Raw genomic sequence first — 18,342 nt, 5'->3', positions numbered from 1 at the left:
CTGGTGGCTCTGGTGGCTCTGGTGGCTCTGGTGGCTCTGGTGGCTCTGGTGGCTCTGGTGGCTCTGGTGGCTCTGGTGGCTCTGGTGGCTCTGGTCGCGCTGACAGTCTTACGGATGTGGGGGGGGGCGGTCGTCCGAGTGGGTCCCCGTCGCCGGACAGCGGGTGGATCATGGCAAGCCCCGTCGGTCGGACGGGGTGGCCGGGCAACGCCCGTGGCGGCGTCGGCGGTGTTCGGGCCATCCGGATGATCGTGACACCCGGTGTCACCGGACGGCTGACAAGGGGAGACGCATGGCACTTCGGTTCCGGCAATTGCAGGCGTTTCACGCCATCGTGGAGACCGGCACGGTGACCGCCGCGGCGGAGCTGTTGGGCATCTCGCAACCCGGCCTGTCGAACCTGCTGGCGCAGCTTGAACGCAGCGTGCGCGTGCGGCTTTTCGAGCGGCGGGGCGGGCGGCTGGTGCCGACACCGGAAGCGGATGTGCTCTATCGCGAGGTGGACACGGTTGTGCGCGGTCTCGATCATGTCGCGCAGGCGGTGAGCGATCTCCAGAACGCGCAGGCCGGTCAGCTTCAGGTCGCCTGCCAGCATTCGATGTCCTTTTCGCTGCTGCCGCGGATCATCGCGGAGTTTGCGCGGGCGCGCCCGGACATCGCGATTTCCTTTCAGTCGCAATATTCGCAAAAGATCCAGGAATGGGTCGCGTCAGGGCTGTTCGAGATCGGGATCTGCGAAATGCCGTTGCTCAATGACGGGTTTGACGTGTTTCCCTTGCATTTCGAGACCCGCATCGCGCTGCCGCCGGGGGACGGGTTGATGCGGCATGACGTGCTCACGCCGGAACGGCTTGCAGGGGCGCCGATTGTGATGATGGGACCGGAGCACATGACCCATCGCCGGTTGCGCGACGCCTTCGAGAGCGCCGGTGTGCCGTTGCGCACGCGCGTGCATTCGCATCTCTTTCTCAACCTGCTGAGCTTTGTGCGCGAAGGCATGGGGGTGGCGCTTCTTGACCCCTTTGTCTTCGAGACTGCCGAGGGGCGGGGGGTGCCCTCGCGCCCGTTTCGGCCGCGTATCCTGATGGACATGGCGGTGATCACCTCGCGGGCGAGGCCGCTGTCCTCCGTGGGGGGCGCGTTTCTTGAGGCGTTGCTGGCGGCGCTGGAGCCCTATCGCGCCCGCGATCCGGGGTGAACGCGGCGGCGCGTGGGGGGTGTGCGGCATCTGACCGGAGGGCGCGCGGTGGGGAGGGGGCGAGGGGCCAGCCCCTCGCGCTCCCCGGGATATTTCAGGCCCAAAGAAACTTGTGGGCAGCCTCGCGCGGCGCGCCGCACATGGGGAGGATCTCAAGCCGGGTGCGTCATCCCATCCAGCGCATGACCGGGGCGGCGGCTTCTTCGAGCGGTTGCGTGACGATGTCGATCAGCGTGGGGCCGGCATGCGCGAAGGCGGCGTCGAGCGTCGGGCGCAAACCGTCGGGGTCGGTGACGCGCCAGGCGGTCAGGCCGAAGCCCTGGGCGATAAGGGCATTGTCGGTGCGGTTGAAATCCACGTTGTGATAGCGCGCGCCCTTGTCGTCTTTCTGGCTGGCCTTGATCCAGCCGAAGCTGGCGTTGGAGAGCACGAGGAACGTGATGGGCAGGCCGTAGCGGGCGGCGGTTTCAAGATCGCCGCAGGAGAAGCCGAAGGAGCCGTCGCCCATCATCGCCACGACCTTGGCCTCGGGGCGGCCGAACTGCGCACCGATGGCCGCGCCGATCGCGTAGCCGAGTGCGCCATGCGCACGGTTGGTGATGTAGTGGCGGCCGGCCCGGGGCAGGTGGCCATAGGCGTTGAAATACGGGCAGGAGGTGCCGGGATCGGATACGACGACCGCGTCTTGCGGCAGCATCGCGTTGAGGCCGTCGATGACCGTCTCGGGGCGCAGGGGGGTGATGGCTGATGGGCCTTCCGGCGCGGGGGGCGTGGAAATGTTTAGCGGGTCGGGTTTGGGATCCGGTTTGGCGAGGGACGTGAACCGGGCGACTTTGCGCGCCTTGAGCGCGGCCACGCGGGCGGCGGCTCCGAAGCGGGGCATGGGCCGCGCCTCGAGTGCGTCGAGCAAGGCGTCCAGCGCCAGGCGCAGGTCGGCGACGATAGCGTGCTCGGTTTCGTAATTGGCGCCGATCACCATCGGGTCGCTGTCGATATGCAGGATGCGTGTGCCGGGCGCTGGCGCTTCCCAGCGCTTGGTGGTGGTCGAGCCGGCCCGGCACCCCAGGAAGAGCACGCAGTCGGCCTCGGCCATCATCTCCCAGGTCTCTTCGGTGCCGCCGTTGGAGCCGACCACTCCGAGGCTTTGCGGATGGTCATCGGACAGGGCCCCCTTGCCGGAGATCGAGGTGGCGACGGCGATGTCGAGCCGGTCCGCCAGTGTTGCAAGTGCGCCGCAGGCGCCGGCGATGATCACGCCACCGCCGCAGACGATCAGCGGGCGCTTCGCGGTGGCAAGCGCGTCGAGCAGCGCCTCCGCGGCGCCGGGAGCAGGGGCGGCGGGATGGGCCGGGTATCGGGTATGGCTCTGGTCGGCCCAGAGGTCCTCGGCGGCGACCGGGTCATACTGGATGTCGTAGGGCAACCCGAGATGGGCGGCGCCAGGGCGGCCGGTGGTCATGGCGCGGAACGCGGCGCGCACCATGCGCGGGATATGGGCGGCCTGTTTGATCACGGTGTTATACTTGGTCAGCGGCCGCATCAGCGCGTCCTGATCCACCTCGGTAAGAGGATATTTGCCGTAGCTCGCCACGGAGATGTCCGTGGTGATGGCGAGGATTGCCGAACTGCTTTCGTTGGCCTCGATGAGACCCGGCAGGATATAGGTCGCGCCGCCGCCCGAGGGGCCTTCGCAGATGCCGGGCCGGCCGGTCACGCGGGCATAGCCGTCGGCCATGTAGGCGGCGGAGCGTTCGTCACGGGTCAGCACATGGGTCATGCCATGATCGAGCCCGCGCATGGCGTCGTAGAACGGCAGGGAGGTGTCGCCGCACAGCCCGAAGATGTGTTTGACGCCATGCGCCTGCAACATGTGGACAAGCGCTTCGGCGCCGTTGGGTGCGTTGCGTTGGGTCATGGCTGCGGGTCTCCGGATCGGGGGGGTTTGGCGTTTGGGTCGGTTTCGGAATGCGTGTCTTGCGGCGTGTTCCGATCTGCATTCCAAACTGTATACAGCTACGTATATTGCATTGCGATCCGCTTTGACGCAAGACTGGTGTGACCACAGATGAGGGTATGGCATGGCCGACGGGCGGGTTGACGACACCTATCTCAAGCTGAAGGCGCAGCTTCTGGCCTATCGGTTGCGACCGGGAGACCGGCTCAACGAAACCGCGTTGGCCCAGGCGTTGGACGTGTCGCGCACGCCGTTGCGCGAGGCGCTGAACCGGTTGGTGAGCGAGGATCTGGTGGTGTTTCAGCCCGGTGCCGGGTTCTTTGCGCGCGGGCTGGATGCGCGGGCGGTGTTCGATCTTTACGAGCTGCGTCTGGTGCTGGAATGTGCGGCCTGTGCGCTGGCCTGCGCGCGGGCGAGCGATGCGGCGCTGGCCGCGCTTGCGGCGGATCTTGAGGCGCGCGGGCTTGATGTGGCGGGGCTTACGGTGGGTGAGGCCTGCGCGCGCGACGAGGCGTTTCACCTCGGGATCGCCAAGGCATCGGGCAATGCGGCGCTGGAGGCGCAGCTGCGCCGGGTGGGCGAGCAGATCCGCTATATCCGCTGGGTGAGCCTGAGCATGGGGGCGCTGCGCCACTCCAAGGACGAGCATCGCGCGATCATGGCCGCCCTTGTGGCGCGCGATGCGGCGCGGGCCGATGCGGTGATGCGCGCCCATGTGGGCAAGCGCATGGACGAGGTCACCGGGTTTGTGCGGCAGGGGATTTCGGCGCTCTACATGGATCCGGATGCGGATCTGTCGGGTGAGGTGCTGGGTGTTGCACCGGGCGACGGGCGCCCGGTGGCGGTGAAGGAGGGGCAGACATGATCGCGCAGGGCGGCAAGTCGATCTATGGCGCATCGGTCGGCATCCTGATGCTTGACGCGCGCTTTCCGAGGATCCCGGGCGATATGGGCCATGCGGGCAGCTGGCCGTTTCCGGTGCTCTACCGCATCGTGCGCGGGGCCTCGCCGGAGCGGGTTGTGCGGCAGGGGGCCGAAGGGTTGCTTGACGCCTTCATCTCGGAGGCGCAGGCGCTGGTGGCCGATGGCGCGGACGGCATCACGACCAATTGCGGGTTCCTGTCGCTGTTCCAGGCCGAGCTGGCAGCGGCGATGCCGGTGCCGGTCCTGACGTCCTCGCTGTGCCAGGTGGATCTGGTGAACCGGCTCTTGCCAGCGCAACGCCGGGCCGGGATCCTGACGATTTCGGCGTCGAAGCTGACCGAGGCCCATCTGCGCGCGGCGCGGGTGCCGGAGGGCACGCCAATCGGCACCACCGAGGGCGGCGCGGAGTTCACGCGGGCGATCCTTGGCAATGAGGGTCTGCTTGATGTGGACGCCGCGCGGCGCGACAACGTGGAGGCCGCCCTCGCCATGCAGCGCGCGCACCCCGAACTTGGCGCGCTTGTGCTGGAATGCACCAATATGGGCCCTTACGCCGCCGACATCACGGCGGCGACCGGCTTGCCCTGTTTCTCCATGCTCGGGCTTGTGACCTGGTTTCAGTCGGGGCTGACCCCGGCGCGGTTTGCCATGCCCTAGCGCGGTTTTGCGCGGCTTGCCGCGGGCTTCCGGACGCGGCCGCGGCGGAGGCAGGGCGCGCGCGGGCGTGCCGCAATCGGACAGACCGGTGTCGTTTTCTGCCCGGTTTGGGTCCATTCCTGCGCGACAGATCGCGCGCTTCCGTCGTTCAGTCGACGTCAGGCGGCGGAAAAAGAGGGCGCGGCATGCAGTTTGGATTGAGCGCAGAACAGGAGATGATCGTCGACACCGTGCGCCGCTTTGTCGAGGCGGAGATCTATCCGCATGAGGCGGCGGTGGACCGCAGCGGCACAGTGCCGCCGGATCTGGCGCAGGAGATCAGGCGCAAGGTCATCGAGATGGGGTTTTACGCCTGCAATTTTCCGCAAGAGGTGGGCGGTGCGGGTCTCGGGCATCTCGATTTCACGCTGGTCGAGCGCGAATTGGGGCGCGGCTCCATGGCGCTGACGCATTTCTTTGGCCGACCGCAGAACATCCTCATGGCCTGTGAAGGCGAACAGCGGGAGCGCTATTTGTTGCCGGCGGTGCGCGGGGCGCGGATGGATGCGCTGGCGATGACCGAGCCGGGGGCCGGGTCGGATGTGCGCGGGATGGCGTGCAGCGCCGTGCGGCAGGGCGGCGATTGGGTTCTGAACGGCACCAAGCACTTCATCTCCGGCGCGGAGCATGCTGATTTCTTTATCGTTTTTGTGGCCACGGGTGTGGATGACACGCCCAGGGGGCCAAAGAAGCGGATCACCTGTTTTCTGGTGGATCGGGGGCATCCGGGGTTCGAAGTGCGGGAGGGCTATCGCTCGGTCAGCCATCGCGGTTATGCCAATTGCATCCTTGAATTTGACGACTGCCGCTTGCCGGATGCGCAAGTACTGGGCGCGGTCGATGGCGGTTTTGACGTGATGAACGAATGGCTTTACGCGACGCGGCTCACCGTGGCGACCATGTGCGTGGGCCGCGCGCGGCGCGTGTTCGACATGGCGGCGGATTATGCGGCCGAGCGGCGGCAATTCGGCCAGCAGATCGCGAAGTTTCAGGGCGTGAGCTTTCAGATTGCCGATATGATCACGGAGATCGACGCGGCGGACTGGCTCACGCTGGCGGGGGCGTGGCGGCTCGATCAGGGCTTGCCCGCGAACCGCGAGATTGCCTCGGCCAAGCTCTATGCCTCCGAGATGCTGGCGCGGGTGACCGACGCCGCGTTGCAGGTCTTTGGCGGCATGGGTCTGATGGACGATTTCCCCATCGAGCGGTTCTGGCGCGATGCGCGGGTGGAGCGGATCTGGGACGGGACGTCGGAGATTCAGCGCCACATCATCAGCCGCGAGATCTTCAGGCCGCGCGGTGCGTGACGGCGGCGTTCGGGAGGCGGCGCTGCGCCGGTTGATCGCGCCGAAAAGCGTGGCGGTGATCGGGGGCGGGGCGTGGTGCGCGGCGGTGATCGGGACCTGCCGCGATATCGGGTTCGCTGGGCCGATCTGGCCGGTGCATCCGTCGCGCGCGGAGGTCGCGGGTTTGCCTGCGTTTCGCAGCGTGTTGGATTTGCCGGGCGTGCCGGATGCGAGCTTTGTGGGCGTCAACCGCGATGCGACGCTGGATGTTCTGGCGGCGCTGGCGGCGCGCGGAGCGGGCGGGGCGGTGGCCTTTGCCTCGGGGTTCGCGGAAGCGGGGGCGGAGCTTGCGGACGGGGCCGATCTGCAGGCGGGGTTGCGCGCGGCGGCGGGCGATATGGCGGTGCTGGGGCCGAATTGTTACGGTTTTCTCAACGCTTTGGACGGGGCGGCACTCTGGCCCGATTGTCATGGGCTTGTGCGGGTGCCACAGGGCGTTGCGATCCTCACCCAGAGCAGCAATATCGCGCTGAACCTGACGATGCAGCGGCGCGGTTTGCCCATCGGGTTTGTCGGCACGCTGGGCAATCAGGCCTGCGTGGATATGGCGGCGTTGGGGCGCGCGCTTCTGGACGATCCACGGGTGACGGCGCTGGGTCTGCATATCGAGGGGATTGCGGATCTGCGCGGGTTCGAGGCGCTGGCGGAGGCGGCGCGTGCGTGCGGGAAAGCGATTGTGGCGCTCAAGGTGGGGCGGTCCGATCAGGCGCGGGCGGCCTCGGTGTCGCACACGGCGTCGCTGGCGGGCAGTGCGGCGGGGGCGGAGGCGCTTTTCGACCGGCTCGGGGTGGCGCGGGTGGCCACGTGCGAGGGGTTGATCGAGGCGCTGAAGCTAAGCCATTGCGTCGGGCGATTGGCCTCGGGACGGCTGGCGTCGCTGTCGTGTTCGGGGGGCGAGGCGAGCCTGATGGCCGATCTGGCGCTGTCGCGGGAGGTGGTATTTCCGCCGCTGGAGCCCGCGCAGCAGAGCGCGCTGCGGGCCGCGCTTGGCCCCAGGGTCGCGCTGGCCAACCCTCTGGATTACCACACGTATATCTGGGGTGATCGCGCGGCATTGCGTGAGACCTTTGTCGCGATGATGCAGGGCAAGGGTTTGGCGCTGGGGCTTGTTGTGCTCGATTTTCCGCGCCCGGAACGGTTTGACGCGCCCGATTGGCACATGGTGGTCGAGGCGGTTGCGGAGGCGGGGGCGCGCGCAGGCAAGCCGATTGCGCTGGTCTCCTCTCTGCCCGAGACGATGCCGCAAGCGGTGGCAGAGGCCTGCATGGCGCGCGGCGTGCTGGCGTTTTGCGGCATGGGGGCGGCGTTCGAGGCCATCGAGGCGGTGGCGCGGGTCGGCGTGCCGGGGGAAGCAGCAGTGCCGGTCTGGATGCCGGGCGTGTCGGGCGCGCCGGTGCCTGCGGTCGACGAGGCGGGGGCCAAGGCGGTTTTGGCGGGGTTTGGCCTTGCGGTGCCCGCGTCGCGGCGCTGCGATGCGTCGGGATTGGCGCAGGCAGGCGGGGCGGTCGGCTATCCGCTGGTTCTCAAGGCGTTGGGCCACGCGCACAAGACCGAAGCCGGGGCGGTGCGGTTGGGGATTGCGGATAGGGATGCGCTGCACGGAGCGGCGAAAGAGATGGACGCGCCCGGCGGCTTCCTGGTTGAGGCGCAGATCGGGGGCGCTCTGGCCGAGCTTCTGGTCGGGGTGACGCGGGACGCCGCACATGGGTTTGTGCTCACGCTTGGGGCCGGGGGTGTGCTGACGGAGATCCTGCGCGATGCGGTGTCTGTGTTGTTGCCTGTGACGGCGGAGGAGATCCGCGAGGCGCTTTTGCGGTTGCGGATCGCACCGCTGCTCGCGGGGTATCGCGGTCAGCCGGCGGGTGATCTCGATGCGCTGGTCTTCGCGGTGATGGCGGTGCAGGATTATGTCGATGCGCATCGCGACGCGGTGGAAGAGGTTGAGATCAATCCGCTTTTGCTCTTGCGCGACGGCGCTGTGGCGGTGGATGCTTTGATCGTCTGGAGGGAGGGACGCGATGATGCGCTGGGATGAGTTGGAGGCGCCGCCGTTGCGCGTGTCGCGCCGGGGGGCGGTGCTGGAGGTCGTGCTCGACCGGCCCAAAGCAAACGCCATCGATCTCGCCACAAGCCGGGTGATGGGCGAGGTCTTCACCGGGTTTCGCGACGATCCCGACTTGCGCGTGGCTTTGGTCACGGCGGCGGGCGAGAAGTTCTTTTGCCCCGGTTGGGACCTCAAGGCGGCGGCGGATGGCGACGCGGTGGATGGCGATTACGGCAAGGGCGGATTTGGCGGGTTGCAGGAGCTGCGCGGGCTTAACAAGCCGGTGATCATGGCGGTGAACGGGATCTGCTGCGGGGGCGGGCTGGAGCTGGCGCTGTCGGGCGACATGATCCTTGCGGCCGATCATGCGCAGTTTGCGCTGCCGGAGATCCGGTCCGGCACGGTGGCGGATGCGGCCTCGATCAAGCTGCCCAAGCGCATCCCCTATCATATCGCGATGGAGATGCTGTTCACCGGGCGCTGGCTGGATGCGCAGGAGGCGCATCGCTGGGGGTTTGTGAACCGGATCCTGCCTGCGGCGGCACTGATGGAGGAGGCGCGAGCGCTCGCCGACAGTCTGGCATCCGGGCCGCCGCTGGTGTTTGCCGCGATCAAGGAGATTGTGCGCGAGGCGGAGGACATGAAGTTTCACGATGCGCTCAACCGCATCACCGGGAGCCAGTTCGAGACGGTCGAGCGGCTCTACCGCTCCGAGGATCAGCTTGAGGGCGCGCGGGCCTTTGCCGAGAAGCGCGATCCGGTCTGGAAAGGGCGGTGATGGCGATGCGCCGCTCCCGCGCAGAGCGCGGATCGCCCCGCCCGCCATCCCGCCTGTCGCCTGATCCACGGGCGGCGCTTTGGCGCGCGGCTTTTGACACCAGTCCACACAAGAGAAAGCGTTTTCCATGCCTTTGACCATGACCCAGGAGGTGTTCATCACCTGTGCCGTGACCGGATCGGGCGGCACGCAGGATCGCAGCCCGCATGTGCCGCGCGCGCCAGCCGAGATTGCCGCATCCGCCATTGACGCCGCCAAGGCGGGGGCCGCGATTGTGCATTGCCATGTGCGCGACCCCGAGACCGGCGCGCCCTCGCGCGACCTTGGGCTTTACCGGGAAGTGACCGACCGGATCCGCGGTGCGGAGGTCGATGTGGTGTTGAACCTCACGGCGGGGATGGGCGGTGACATGGTGTTTGGCCCGGTGGAGGCGCCCTTGCCGTTACAGGAGGCGAGCACGGACATGATCGGGGCGGAGGCGCGCGTCGCGCATGTGGCGGCGTGCCTGCCGGAGATCTGCACGCTTGATTGCGGCACGATGAATTTTGCCGAGGCCGATTACGTGATGACCAACACGCCGGGCATGTTGCGGGCGATGGGGGCGCGGATGACGGCGCTTGGCGTCAAGCCCGAGATCGAGGCGTTTGACACCGGGCATCTGTGGTTTGCCAGGCAGTTGGTCGAAGAGGGGGTGCTCGATGCGCCGGCGCTGGTGCAGCTTTGCATGGGGGTGCCGTGGGGCGCGCCGAATGACATGCACACCTTTATGGCGATGGTGGCCAATGTGCCGCACGACTGGACGTTTTCGGCGTTTTCGCTGGGACGCAACCAGATGGCCTATGTGGCCGCGGCGGTGCTTGCGGGCGGCCATGTGCGGGTTGGCTTGGAGGACAATCTCTGGCTCGACAAGGGGGTGTTGGCCACCAATGCGCAGCTTGTGGAGCGCGCGGTGGGGATCGTCGAGCGGATGGGTGCGCGGGTCATGGGGCCCGAGGTGGTGCGCGCGCGTCTTGGTCTGGTCAAGCGCGCGCCACCGGGATGATGGCGCGCGGTGTGTCGTTGGCAGCCGGAGCGCAATGTGGTCACGGCGCCTGCGGCGGCCCCGGACTTGCGCGGCTGCCTCAGAAAAGAACCGACTGGGCCACACCCTTTTCCCGTGCCAGATCAACGACTTTCGCCGCAACGGCCAGATCCTGAAGCCCGACGCCGGTGCCGTCGAAGAGCGTGATCTGATCGGCACTTGTGCGCCCGGCATGGCTGCCGTTGATCACGGCCCCGATCTCGGTGATGTCGGCGGCGGTGATCAGGTTCTGGGCGACGGCGTGCTGGGCTTCGCCGATGGTTGTGGATTGCGCGATTTCGTCCGTACACACGACCGCTTTCGCCAGGAGCGCCGCGTCGACCTCCTGCTTGCCCTTGGTGTCGGTGCCCATGCAGGCGATATGGGTGCCGGGACGGACCCAGTCGGCCATGAGTTGGGCCTCGTGCGAGGAGGTGATGGTGATGATCACGTCCGCCTGCGCGCCGAGCTCTTCGAGCGAGACCGCCTCGAAGGGCAGGCCGAGCTCCTTGGCGGTGTCTTCGAGGCGGGAGAGCATCTCGGGATGGTAGTTCCAGCCGACGACCTTTTCGAAATCCCGCTGGGCGCAGGCGGCGCGCATCTGGAAGGCCGATTGGTGACCGGCGCCGATCATGCCGAGCACTTTCGAGTCCGGGCGCGCAAGGTGCTTGATCGACACGGCGGAGGCGGCAGCGGTGCGCAGTGCGGTCAGAAGATTGCCGCCCACCAGCGCCTTGACGCGACCGGTATCGGCGTCGAACAGGATCACGGTGGATTGGTGGTTGGTCAGGCCGCGCGCCTCGTTGCCGGGCCAGTAGCCGCCGGATTTCAACCCCAGCGCGAGGGCCTTGCGGTCAAAGCCGGATTTGAATCCGTAAAGCGCGTCTTCATGGCCGATCGCCTCGCGGATGACAGGGAAGTTGTAGGCATCCCCCGAGGCCATGGCCGCAAAGGTGGCTTCGACCGCGTCAAACGCGGAGGCGGCGTCCATCAGCCCGGCGATTTCGCTTTCGGGCACGATGGTCACGGTGTTTGCTGCGGTGCCTGTCATGGTGGTCCCTTCGGCGTTCATTGCGTAAGTCCTTGGTCTGTGGGTCTTGTGAAGTCTGTCGCGGCCGGGGCCCTGAACCGTTCCACGCTTGGGGAGACGGGCGGGGGCGCTGCCCCCGGACCCCCGGGATATTTTTGGCCCAAAGAAACGGTGGTCGCGCGGATTGTTGTGCGTGCAGCTTGGGTCTTGTGCGGGGCCGCGTGCCGTCAGAGGTCGTGATGCGTGCCGGGCCGCGACTTTGTGCGCGCTCGCGCGTCGTGCTTTGGGGTCTGAGCGCGCGCGGGGTGTGGACGCGCGGCCGGGATTGTGGCCGCGCGCCGTTTATTCCCTGCTCAGTAGGCTTTGCCGCGGGCCGAGACCGGCCAAACCGTTTCGACCTTGCCGCCGCGCAGGCCGACATACCAGTCATGCACGTTGCAGGTCGGGTCGCAATGGCCGGGGACCAGCTTGAGCTTGTCATTGACCTTGAGAACGCCATCCGGGTCCGCCACAACGCCATGCTCGTCCGAGCATTTGACGTATTCCACATCCGTGCGGCCGAAGATGAACGGCAGGCCGCTGTCCACGGACTGGGCCTTCAGGCCGGCATCGACGATGGCCTTGTCGGCCTTGGCGTGGCTCATCACGGAGGTGAGCAGGAAGAGCGCGTTTTCCCACTCGCCCTGGTCGATGCGCTTGCCGTCCTTGTCGAGGATGCGGCCGTAATCGGCATCCATGAACGCGTAGGAGCCGCACTGGAGCTCGTTATAGACGCCGGAATTGCTCTCGAAATAGTAAGAGCCGGTGCCCCCGCCGCCGACGATGTCACAGTCGAGACCTTCGGCTTTCAGACCGTCGACCGCGTCGCGCACCATGCCGATGGCGATGTCGACCTTGGCCTTGCGGTCCTCATAGCTGTCCATGTGCTGCATCGCGCCCTGATAGGCCTGGATCCCGGCGAATTTGAGGCCGGGAGCGGCATCAATGGCCTTGGCGATCTCGATCACTGCGGGAGTTGTGGTGACACCACAGCGGCCCGCGCCACAGTCGATTTCCACGAGACACTCGATTTCGGTCCCATGCTTCTGGGCAGCGGCGGAGAGGTCAGCCACATTCGCGACTTCGTCGACGCAGCAGATCGTGCGCGCCCCGAGCTTGGGCATGCGGGCGAGGCGATCGATCTTGGCGGGTTCGCGCACCTGGTTGGACACCAGCACGTCCTTGATGCCGCCACGGGCAAAGACTTCCGCCTCGGAGACCTTCTGGCAGCAGACGCCACAGGCACCGCCCAGCTCCACCTGAAGCTTTGCCACGTCCACGGATTTGTGCATCTTGCCATGCACGCGATGGCGCATGCCGTGGGCCTTGGCGTAATCGCCCATTTTCTTGATGTTGCGCTCCAGCGCATCGAGGTCCAACACGAGGCAGGGGGTCTGCACATCGGCTTCGTCCATTCCGGGCAGGGCGGGAATGTCGTAGCCCACTTCGTATTGATCGAGGGTGCCGAGGTCTTTCATGGCTATTCTCCTTCGGGAGGCAATTTGGTCATGGATTGCGAAGGGCGTGCCGGCCGGGCCGAGACACGCCAGGGAGGGCGGGGCGAGGGCTCAGTAGCCGACGACCCACGGCAGCTTGTCGAGGTCGACATTGCCGCCGGTGATGATGACGCCGACGCGCTTGCCACGGAACACGTCCGGGTTCTTCAGGATCGTCGCCAGCGGCGGAGCGCAGGACGCCTCCATCACGATCTTCATGCGTTGCCATGTCAGTTTCATCGCGGCCACGATCTCGTCTTCCGAGGCGGTCAGGATATCGGTCACATGGTTGCTCACAAAGTGCCACGTGTTTTCTTTGAGTGGCACTTTCAACCCGTCGGCAATCGTGTTGGGCGCGTCATCGGCAATGATGTGGCCGGCCTTGAAGCTGCGATAGGCGTCATCGGCCTGCTCGGGCTCGGCGGCGTAGATTTCGACCTCCGGGGCCAGGGTGGACAGCGTCAGGCAGGTGCCCGACACCATACCGCCGCCACCGATGGGCGCGATCACCGCATCCAGACCGTCGGTCTGTTCCATCAACTCCTTCGAGCAGGTCCCTTGTCCCGCGATCACGCGCGGGTCGTTATAGGGGTGCACGAATTCGGCGCCGGTTTCTGCCTCGACCTCGGCAAAGACGGCTTCGCGCGACGTGGTGGAGGGCTCACACTCGGTAATGATGCCGCCATAGCCCCGCACGGCGTCCTTCTTGGCTTGTGGCGCAGTTCTGGGCATCACTACGTGACAGGGGATGCCCCGCCGCCCGGCCGCATAGCTGAGCGACAACGCATGGTTGCCCGAACTGTGGGTCGCCACGCCTTTGCTGGCCATCTCGTCGGACAGGCCAAAGACCGCGTTCGACGCGCCACGCACCTTGAAAGCGCCGGCTTTCTGGAAGTTCTCGCATTTGAAAAACAGCTCCGCCCCGGTCAGGTCGTTGAGGTAAGACGAGGTCAGAACCGGCGTGCGGTGGATATAGGGTCTGATCCGCTCATGGGCGGCCAGCATGTCTTCATAGGTCGGGAGGGTTGAGGTCATGTCTTTCATTCCGCTGCCATCCGTGTTGCCGTTGCGCCTTGCCGGTAAACCCCCTGAGCTGCGGCGACACCCGAGCCGAGGGTAATGTCCAGCCCGAGATCCGTCATCACCATCTCCGCAACGGCGATGCCGGACAGCGCCATCGCGTCCGTCATCGAGCCGAGATGGCCGATGCGGAACACCTTGCCGGCCACGTCGCCAAGCCCGGTGCCGAAAGCCATACCATATTGCGTTGCCGCATGTTCGACGATTCGCGACGCGTTGAAGCCTTCGGGTGTGCGGATCGCAGTCACGGTGTTGGAGTAGAGCTCCGGCGCCTGCGCACAAAGCGACAGCCCCCACGCCCCGACGGCGGCGCGCACGCCGGAGGCGATGCGGGCATGGCGGGCATAGACCGCGTCCATGCCTTCCTCCAGCAGCATCTCGGTCGCGTGTTTCAACCCGTTCATCAGCCCGACGGCCGGGGTATAGGGATAGGCATTGGCGGCATAGCCTTTGCGCATGTCGTCGATCGAGAAGAACGTCCGCGGCAAGCCGGCGGTTTTCGATGCCGCAACCGCCTTTTCCGAAAAGCCGACAATCGCCAGCCCCGCCGGCAGCATGAAGCCTTTCTGCGAGCCCGTCACGGCCACGTCCACCGCCCAATCGTCAAAGGCGAAGGGCATCGAGCCTATCGAACTCACACCGTCCACCAGAAGCAACGCGTCATGGCTTGCGGCATTCATCGCGCGGCGCAGCCCGGCAATGTCGGAGACGACGCCGGTGGCTGTCTCGTTATGCGTGGCCAGAACCGCCTTGATCTTGCCAGCCGTGTCGGCGCGCAGGATCTCTTCGAACTGGTCCACGGGAAGTCCGAGGCCCCAGGCGACATCGACCTGGATCACCTCGAGGCCGAAGCGCTGGCACATGTCGATCCACTTGTGGCTGAACATGCCGTTGCGCGCAGCCAGCACGGTATCTCCGGGGCTGAGCGTGTTGGCGATCGCGCTCTCCCAACCGCCGGTCCCGGAGGCCGGAAAGATGAACGTCTCGCCCTGGGACTGTCCCATAACGTCACGCACCCCGGCGAGGGCCGGATGCAGGATCTGTGCAAACATCGGCGACCGGTGGTCGATCGTCGGCATGTCACAGGCCTTGCGAATGGCCTCGGGAATGTTCGTGGGGCCGGGAATGAAAACGGGGTTCTGCAAGCTCATGGGGCGGGCCTCCTCTGGTCTGAAAGCAGGTATAGCCCCTTGCCTCTGGCGGCGTCTATTTTTGCGAAATGTTTTTTCATAAACGGATTATCGCGAAAAACTGTTGCATTTATTGAGTTTAAGTTTTTTCATTCAGTGAAATGGAATTTCGTTAATCGGGAGCCTTGGCATGGAATCGACGGAATCGCGCAAGCGTGGCCGCCCGCGCGGATGGGTCGACACGTCCGAGCAAACCCGCATAAAAGCGTTGGACCGCGCCATGATGGTGCTGGAAACGCTGTCTCTCGAAGGCGCCATGACCCTGACCGAGCTCGCGCAGGCCTGCGAACAGAGCCCGGCCACGGTCTACCGGGTGCTGACCACGCTTGCGCATCGCGATATCGTGGATTTCGAAGCTGACCAGCAGACATGGCATATCGGTGCGGGCGCGTTTCGCATCGGATCCCGGTTCCTGCGCCGCACGGCTCTTGTGGAAAACGCCCGCCCCGCGCTGCGCGCGCTGATGCTCGCCACTGGTGAGACTGCCAATCTCGCAGTGGCGCGCAACGGGCAGGTGCTCTTTCTGAGCCAGGTGGAAACCCACGAGACCATCCGCGCCTTCTTTCCGCCGGGCACCATGTCGCCGATGCACGCCTCGGGGATCGGCAAGGCCCTGTTGGCGCAGATGCCGACGGAGCAGGTGCGCGACATCCTCGACGCCCACGGGCAGGAACGCTTTACCCGCCACACCCTGCCAAACCCCGATTCCCTGCTGGCCGATCTCGCGCTTGCAAAACGGCGGGGCTACGCGGTGGATGACGAGGAAAAGAGCGTCGGCATGCGTTGCGTGGCGGCGCCGATCTTCGACATGCATGGTGAGGCGGTCGCCGGAATCTCGGTCTCGGGACCCTCGGCGCGGGTGTCACAATCCACGATTGCCGGCATTGCAAATCATGTGATTGCCGCGGCCCGCGATATCACCCATCGCATCGGCGGACCCACTTGAAGGGGCCTCGGCCAGGCGTCGTTCCCGGTTTCTTCTGTCCAGAAATACTCATCTCACAGAAAATAAGTCGGGCCTCCGGCCCGGCCTTTGGATCATTCCGAGGTCACCCGCGAGCGGCACGCCGTCTCAGGCCACGTGTTCCAGCTTGACCGCCGGCGTGACGCCCAACGCAAAACACACGTCGCGGGTCAGCTCGGGGCGGTTCAGCGTGTAGAAATGCAAGCGCTCGACCCCGCCTTCCAGCAACTCGGAGCACAGCTCGGTGCAAAGCGCGGTCGCAAGAAGGTCGGCGCGGTCATCCCGCAATGCCTTCTCGAACGCATCCGACACCCAAGCCGGAATATGCGTTCCACAGGCCTTGGCAAAGCGCGCGGCGCCGGTCCAGTTCTCGATCGGCAGGATGCCCGGCGTGACAAAATCCTCAAGGCCGGCCTTGGCGCAGGCATCGCGAAAGCGAAAGAAGGTTTCCGCCTCGAAGAAGAACTGCGTCAGCGCCTCGGTGGCGCCGACGTCGCGCTTGGCCTTGAGCCAGTCGATATCCGCCTGTGCGGAGGCGGCTTCCGGATGCACATCGGGATAGGCTCCGACGCGGATGGTGAAATCTCCGATACCTGCCAGCGCTTCGATCAGCTCGACCGAGCTCGCAAACCCCTCGGGGTGCGGCGTGAAGCCGGTGGAGCCCTTCGGCGGATCGCCCCGCAGCGCAACGATGTCGCGCACCCCGGCCTCGGCAAAATCACGGGCAATGGCCAGCGTTTCGGCCCGGGTGGCGTCCACGCAGGTCAGATGCGCAGCCGTATGCAGGCCCGAATGCTTGTGCAGCGTCGCCACCACCTCGCGCGTGAGGTCACGTGTCGTGCCGCCGGCGCCGTAGGTCACGGAGACAAAGCGCGGGTCGAGCGGCGCAAGCACCTGCACGGTGTCCCAGAGCCGGAAGGTCGCCTCGATGTTGCGCGGCGGGAAGAACTCAAAGGAAATCTCGGGCTGGTGCATGATCGGGCTCTCGTTCTTGTGGCGCGCCTTCCGTCGAACCGGTCGCGTGAGGGCGGCGGGCTCGGGCGCGTGAAACCATTTCCGATCTTGTGCCACAGCAGCATTGATGAGACAAACTCATAACTCTCATCATTAACATGAAGTCAGCATGCATATCGAGTTTCGACATTTGCGCACGATCCGCGCCATCCATGAAGCGGGCGGTGTCGCGCGGGCCGCAGAACAGCTCAACATCACCCAGTCTGCGCTCAGCCATCAGATCAAGGGTCTCGAAGACCAGGCGGGCGTGGAACTCTTTGTGCGCCGGTCCAAGCCGATGCGTCTGTCGGCGGCCGGTCAGCGGCTGTTGCGGTTGGCCAACCAGGTCCTGCCGCAGGTAGAAGCGTTGCAGGCCGAGTTCGCCGGTCTGCGCGATGGGAAATCGGGACGGCTGCATATCGCCATCGAGTGTCACGCCTGTTTCGAATGGCTGTTCCCGGTGCTCGAAACCTTCCGCAAGTCGTGGGGGGACGTGGATGTCGATATCCGCCCCGGTCTGGCCTTCGATGCCTTGCCTGCGCTGGTCAAGGAAGATGTGGATGTTGTGATCTCTTCCGATCCCGAGGACCTCCCCGGTGTCACCTTCACGCCGCTTTTCGATTATGCGCCGGTTTTCGTGGCCGCCAGCACGCATCCGCTCGCGGCAAAGCCCTATATCGAGGCGGAGGATTTCCGCGGCGAGACGCTGATCACCTACCCGGTGGAGCGCGCCCGGCTCGACATTTTCAGCCAGCTGCTGACACCGGCCAAGGTCGAACCGGCGGCGATCCGTCAAGTCGAACTGACCGCGGTGATCCTTTTGCTCGTGGCGTCCAATCGCGGCGTGTCGGTCCTGCCGGATTGGGTCGTGCGGGAGGTCAAATACAGCTCCGATTACATCACGCGTCCGCTGACGCGGAAGGGACTGACCCGACGGCTCTATGCGGCCACCCGCAGCGATGATCTCGACAAGCCTTATATGGGCGATCTGATCCGGCTCGCGGGCGAGGAGGCCCGCAAGCTGCAATCGGCCTGATGGTATAAAGCCAGAACGGGTCCGGCCCGCGCGGGATACAGCGCTCTACGCAATTGTCTTTGGTGGGGAGGGAGCGTCGGCCGGATCATGCGCGCCCGGCGCAACCGATGCGGCAGGGCCCGCACGGGGTCGCCAAGGCGCCTGCGCGCCCCTTGCCTTGGTAGTCAATGAAAGCCGCGCCGCACAGCGTCCAGAACCGCCGCGCGCCGCGCTGGGGTGCTTTAAAGAAGCGCTAGATCGGACGCCATCATACGCCCGTCGCGGCCCTCGCGAAGCTCGAAGCTGACCTTTTGGTTGTCGGCCAGTCCGGTCAGACCGGAGCGTTCCACCGCAGAGATATGCACAAACACGTCCTTGCCGCCGTCATCGGGTTCGATGAACCCGTATCCTTTCGTGGTGTTGAACCATTTCACTGTGCCATTCGGCATGCGCATCGCGCTCCTCTTCTTCGCTCTCCGACACGTGCGCCACGGGGCGACGCGCGAGCCTCTTCGTTGCGCCGGGACGCCGGGTG

At 65.9% G+C, this 18,342-nt stretch carries 16 protein-coding genes; 9 read left to right on the top strand and 7 right to left on the bottom strand.

Annotated elements, in window-relative coordinates; translation table 11 throughout:
* Positions 1-292 precede the first annotated feature (292 nt).
* Positions 293-1,198: a LysR substrate-binding domain-containing protein gene (locus J1C49_RS19590; RefSeq protein ID WP_227447528.1), complete on the top strand. Its 906-nt coding sequence runs from the start codon at positions 293-295 to the stop codon at positions 1,196-1,198.
* Positions 1,199-1,364: 166 nt separating this feature from the next.
* On the opposite strand, the gene J1C49_RS19585 is transcribed toward J1C49_RS19590, so the two are convergent.
* Positions 1,365-3,113: a thiamine pyrophosphate-binding protein gene (locus J1C49_RS19585; RefSeq protein ID WP_227447527.1), complete on the bottom strand. Its 1,749-nt coding sequence runs from the start codon at positions 3,111-3,113 to the stop codon at positions 1,365-1,367.
* A 163-nt stretch (positions 3,114-3,276) separates the two neighbouring features.
* On the opposite strand from J1C49_RS19585, the gene J1C49_RS19580 reads away from it, so the two are divergent.
* The 6 genes from J1C49_RS19580 to J1C49_RS19555 all read left to right on the top strand — a co-directional run bounded on the left by J1C49_RS19580 (position 3,277) and on the right by J1C49_RS19555 (position 9,982).
* Positions 3,277-4,017: a GntR family transcriptional regulator gene (locus tag J1C49_RS19580; protein ID WP_227447526.1), complete on the top strand. Its 741-nt coding sequence runs from the start codon at positions 3,277-3,279 to the stop codon at positions 4,015-4,017.
* Positions 4,014-4,733, top strand: coding sequence for an aspartate/glutamate racemase family protein (locus tag J1C49_RS19575; RefSeq protein ID WP_227447525.1), 720 nt, complete (start codon positions 4,014-4,016; stop codon positions 4,731-4,733). Before J1C49_RS19580 ends, J1C49_RS19575 begins: the two co-directional genes overlap by 4 nt.
* Before the next feature lie 185 nt (positions 4,734-4,918).
* Positions 4,919-6,079: an acyl-CoA dehydrogenase family protein gene (locus J1C49_RS19570; protein ID WP_227447524.1), complete on the top strand. Its 1,161-nt coding sequence runs from the start codon at positions 4,919-4,921 to the stop codon at positions 6,077-6,079.
* Complete coding sequence (locus J1C49_RS19565; protein ID WP_227447523.1) at positions 6,072-8,153, top strand: acetate--CoA ligase family protein; 2,082 nt, start codon at positions 6,072-6,074, stop codon at positions 8,151-8,153. The genes J1C49_RS19570 and J1C49_RS19565 overlap by 8 nt, the downstream gene beginning before the upstream one ends.
* Positions 8,140-8,940 carry a carnitinyl-CoA dehydratase gene (locus tag J1C49_RS19560; RefSeq protein ID WP_370639440.1) on the top strand — a complete coding sequence of 267 codons (801 nt, stop codon included), beginning with the start codon at positions 8,140-8,142 and terminating at the stop codon, positions 8,938-8,940. Before J1C49_RS19565 ends, J1C49_RS19560 begins: the two co-directional genes overlap by 14 nt.
* A 127-nt stretch (positions 8,941-9,067) precedes the next feature.
* The gene (locus tag J1C49_RS19555; protein WP_227447521.1) at positions 9,068-9,982 is read left to right on the top strand and encodes a 3-keto-5-aminohexanoate cleavage protein; all 915 of its coding nucleotides are present in this window, start codon (positions 9,068-9,070) and stop codon (positions 9,980-9,982) included.
* A 79-nt stretch (positions 9,983-10,061) separates the two neighbouring features.
* Here the strand turns inward: J1C49_RS19555 and bhcD are convergent, their stop codons facing one another.
* The 4 genes from bhcD to bhcA form a co-directional block, all read right to left on the bottom strand.
* Positions 10,062-11,027: an iminosuccinate reductase BhcD gene (gene bhcD, locus J1C49_RS19550; RefSeq protein ID WP_227447530.1), complete on the bottom strand. Its 966-nt coding sequence runs from the start codon at positions 11,025-11,027 to the stop codon at positions 10,062-10,064.
* A 356-nt stretch (positions 11,028-11,383) separates the two neighbouring features.
* Positions 11,384-12,547, bottom strand: coding sequence for a 3-hydroxy-D-aspartate aldolase BhcC (gene bhcC / locus J1C49_RS19545; RefSeq protein WP_227447520.1), 1,164 nt, complete (start codon positions 12,545-12,547; stop codon positions 11,384-11,386).
* Between the two features lie 90 nt (positions 12,548-12,637).
* Positions 12,638-13,609 carry a beta-hydroxyaspartate dehydratase BhcB gene (gene bhcB, locus J1C49_RS19540; RefSeq protein ID WP_227447519.1) on the bottom strand — a complete coding sequence of 324 codons (972 nt, stop codon included), beginning with the start codon at positions 13,607-13,609 and terminating at the stop codon, positions 12,638-12,640.
* Positions 13,606-14,796 carry an L-aspartate--glyoxylate aminotransferase BhcA gene (gene bhcA / locus J1C49_RS19535; protein WP_227447518.1) on the bottom strand — a complete coding sequence of 397 codons (1,191 nt, stop codon included), beginning with the start codon at positions 14,794-14,796 and terminating at the stop codon, positions 13,606-13,608. The genes bhcB and bhcA overlap by 4 nt, the downstream gene beginning before the upstream one ends.
* 169 nt (positions 14,797-14,965) lie before the next feature.
* Between bhcA and bhcR the strand changes: the two genes are divergently transcribed.
* Positions 14,966-15,781: an HTH-type transcriptional regulator BhcR gene (gene bhcR, locus J1C49_RS19530; RefSeq protein WP_227447517.1), complete on the top strand. Its 816-nt coding sequence runs from the start codon at positions 14,966-14,968 to the stop codon at positions 15,779-15,781.
* Positions 15,782-15,907: 126 nt separating this feature from the next.
* Here bhcR and metF read toward each other — a convergent pair whose 3' ends face one another.
* Complete coding sequence (gene metF, locus J1C49_RS19525) at positions 15,908-16,774, bottom strand: methylenetetrahydrofolate reductase [NAD(P)H] (RefSeq protein ID WP_227447516.1); 867 nt, start codon at positions 16,772-16,774, stop codon at positions 15,908-15,910.
* Between the two features lie 148 nt (positions 16,775-16,922).
* Between metF and J1C49_RS19520 the strand changes: the two genes are divergently transcribed.
* Positions 16,923-17,828, top strand: a complete 906-nt coding sequence (locus J1C49_RS19520; RefSeq protein WP_227447515.1) for a LysR family transcriptional regulator — start codon at positions 16,923-16,925, stop codon at positions 17,826-17,828.
* A gap of 221 nt (positions 17,829-18,049) precedes the next feature.
* Here J1C49_RS19520 and J1C49_RS19515 read toward each other — a convergent pair whose 3' ends face one another.
* The gene (locus J1C49_RS19515) at positions 18,050-18,256 is read right to left on the bottom strand and encodes a cold-shock protein (RefSeq protein ID WP_227447514.1); all 207 of its coding nucleotides are present in this window, start codon (positions 18,254-18,256) and stop codon (positions 18,050-18,052) included.
* Between the last annotated feature and the right edge of the window lie 86 nt (positions 18,257-18,342).

Origin of the sequence: Cognatishimia sp. F0-27 (genome assembly GCF_020667845.1) — a bacterium.
Taxonomy (GTDB): Bacteria; Pseudomonadota; Alphaproteobacteria; order Rhodobacterales; family Rhodobacteraceae; genus JAFMPQ01.
The sequence above is the reverse complement of the archived record's forward strand: the minus strand, read 5'-3'. Positions and strand labels throughout refer to the sequence as shown.

What these genes read in the sequence shown, in the direction of transcription:
- J1C49_RS19590 (WP_227447528.1), top strand. Translation starts at nt 293, where the DNA reads ATGGCACTTCGGTTCCGGCAATTGCAGGCGTTTCACGCCATCGTGGAG.
- J1C49_RS19585 (WP_227447527.1), bottom strand. Translation starts at nt 3,113, where the DNA reads ATGACCCAACGCAACGCACCCAACGGCGCCGAAGCGCTTGTCCACATG.
- J1C49_RS19580 (WP_227447526.1), top strand. Translation starts at nt 3,277, where the DNA reads ATGGCCGACGGGCGGGTTGACGACACCTATCTCAAGCTGAAGGCGCAG.
- J1C49_RS19575 (WP_227447525.1), top strand. Translation starts at nt 4,014, where the DNA reads ATGATCGCGCAGGGCGGCAAGTCGATCTATGGCGCATCGGTCGGCATC.
- J1C49_RS19570 (WP_227447524.1), top strand. Translation starts at nt 4,919, where the DNA reads ATGCAGTTTGGATTGAGCGCAGAACAGGAGATGATCGTCGACACCGTG.
- J1C49_RS19560 (WP_370639440.1), top strand. Translation starts at nt 8,140, where the DNA reads ATGCGCTGGGATGAGTTGGAGGCGCCGCCGTTGCGCGTGTCGCGCCGG.
- J1C49_RS19555 (WP_227447521.1), top strand. Translation starts at nt 9,068, where the DNA reads ATGCCTTTGACCATGACCCAGGAGGTGTTCATCACCTGTGCCGTGACC.
- bhcC (WP_227447520.1), bottom strand. Translation starts at nt 12,547, where the DNA reads ATGAAAGACCTCGGCACCCTCGATCAATACGAAGTGGGCTACGACATT.
- bhcB (WP_227447519.1), bottom strand. Translation starts at nt 13,609, where the DNA reads ATGAAAGACATGACCTCAACCCTCCCGACCTATGAAGACATGCTGGCC.
- bhcA (WP_227447518.1), bottom strand. Translation starts at nt 14,796, where the DNA reads ATGAGCTTGCAGAACCCCGTTTTCATTCCCGGCCCCACGAACATTCCC.
- bhcR (WP_227447517.1), top strand. Translation starts at nt 14,966, where the DNA reads ATGGAATCGACGGAATCGCGCAAGCGTGGCCGCCCGCGCGGATGGGTC.
- metF (WP_227447516.1), bottom strand. Translation starts at nt 16,774, where the DNA reads ATGCACCAGCCCGAGATTTCCTTTGAGTTCTTCCCGCCGCGCAACATC.
- J1C49_RS19520 (WP_227447515.1), top strand. Translation starts at nt 16,923, where the DNA reads ATGCATATCGAGTTTCGACATTTGCGCACGATCCGCGCCATCCATGAA.
- J1C49_RS19515 (WP_227447514.1), bottom strand. Translation starts at nt 18,256, where the DNA reads ATGCCGAATGGCACAGTGAAATGGTTCAACACCACGAAAGGATACGGG.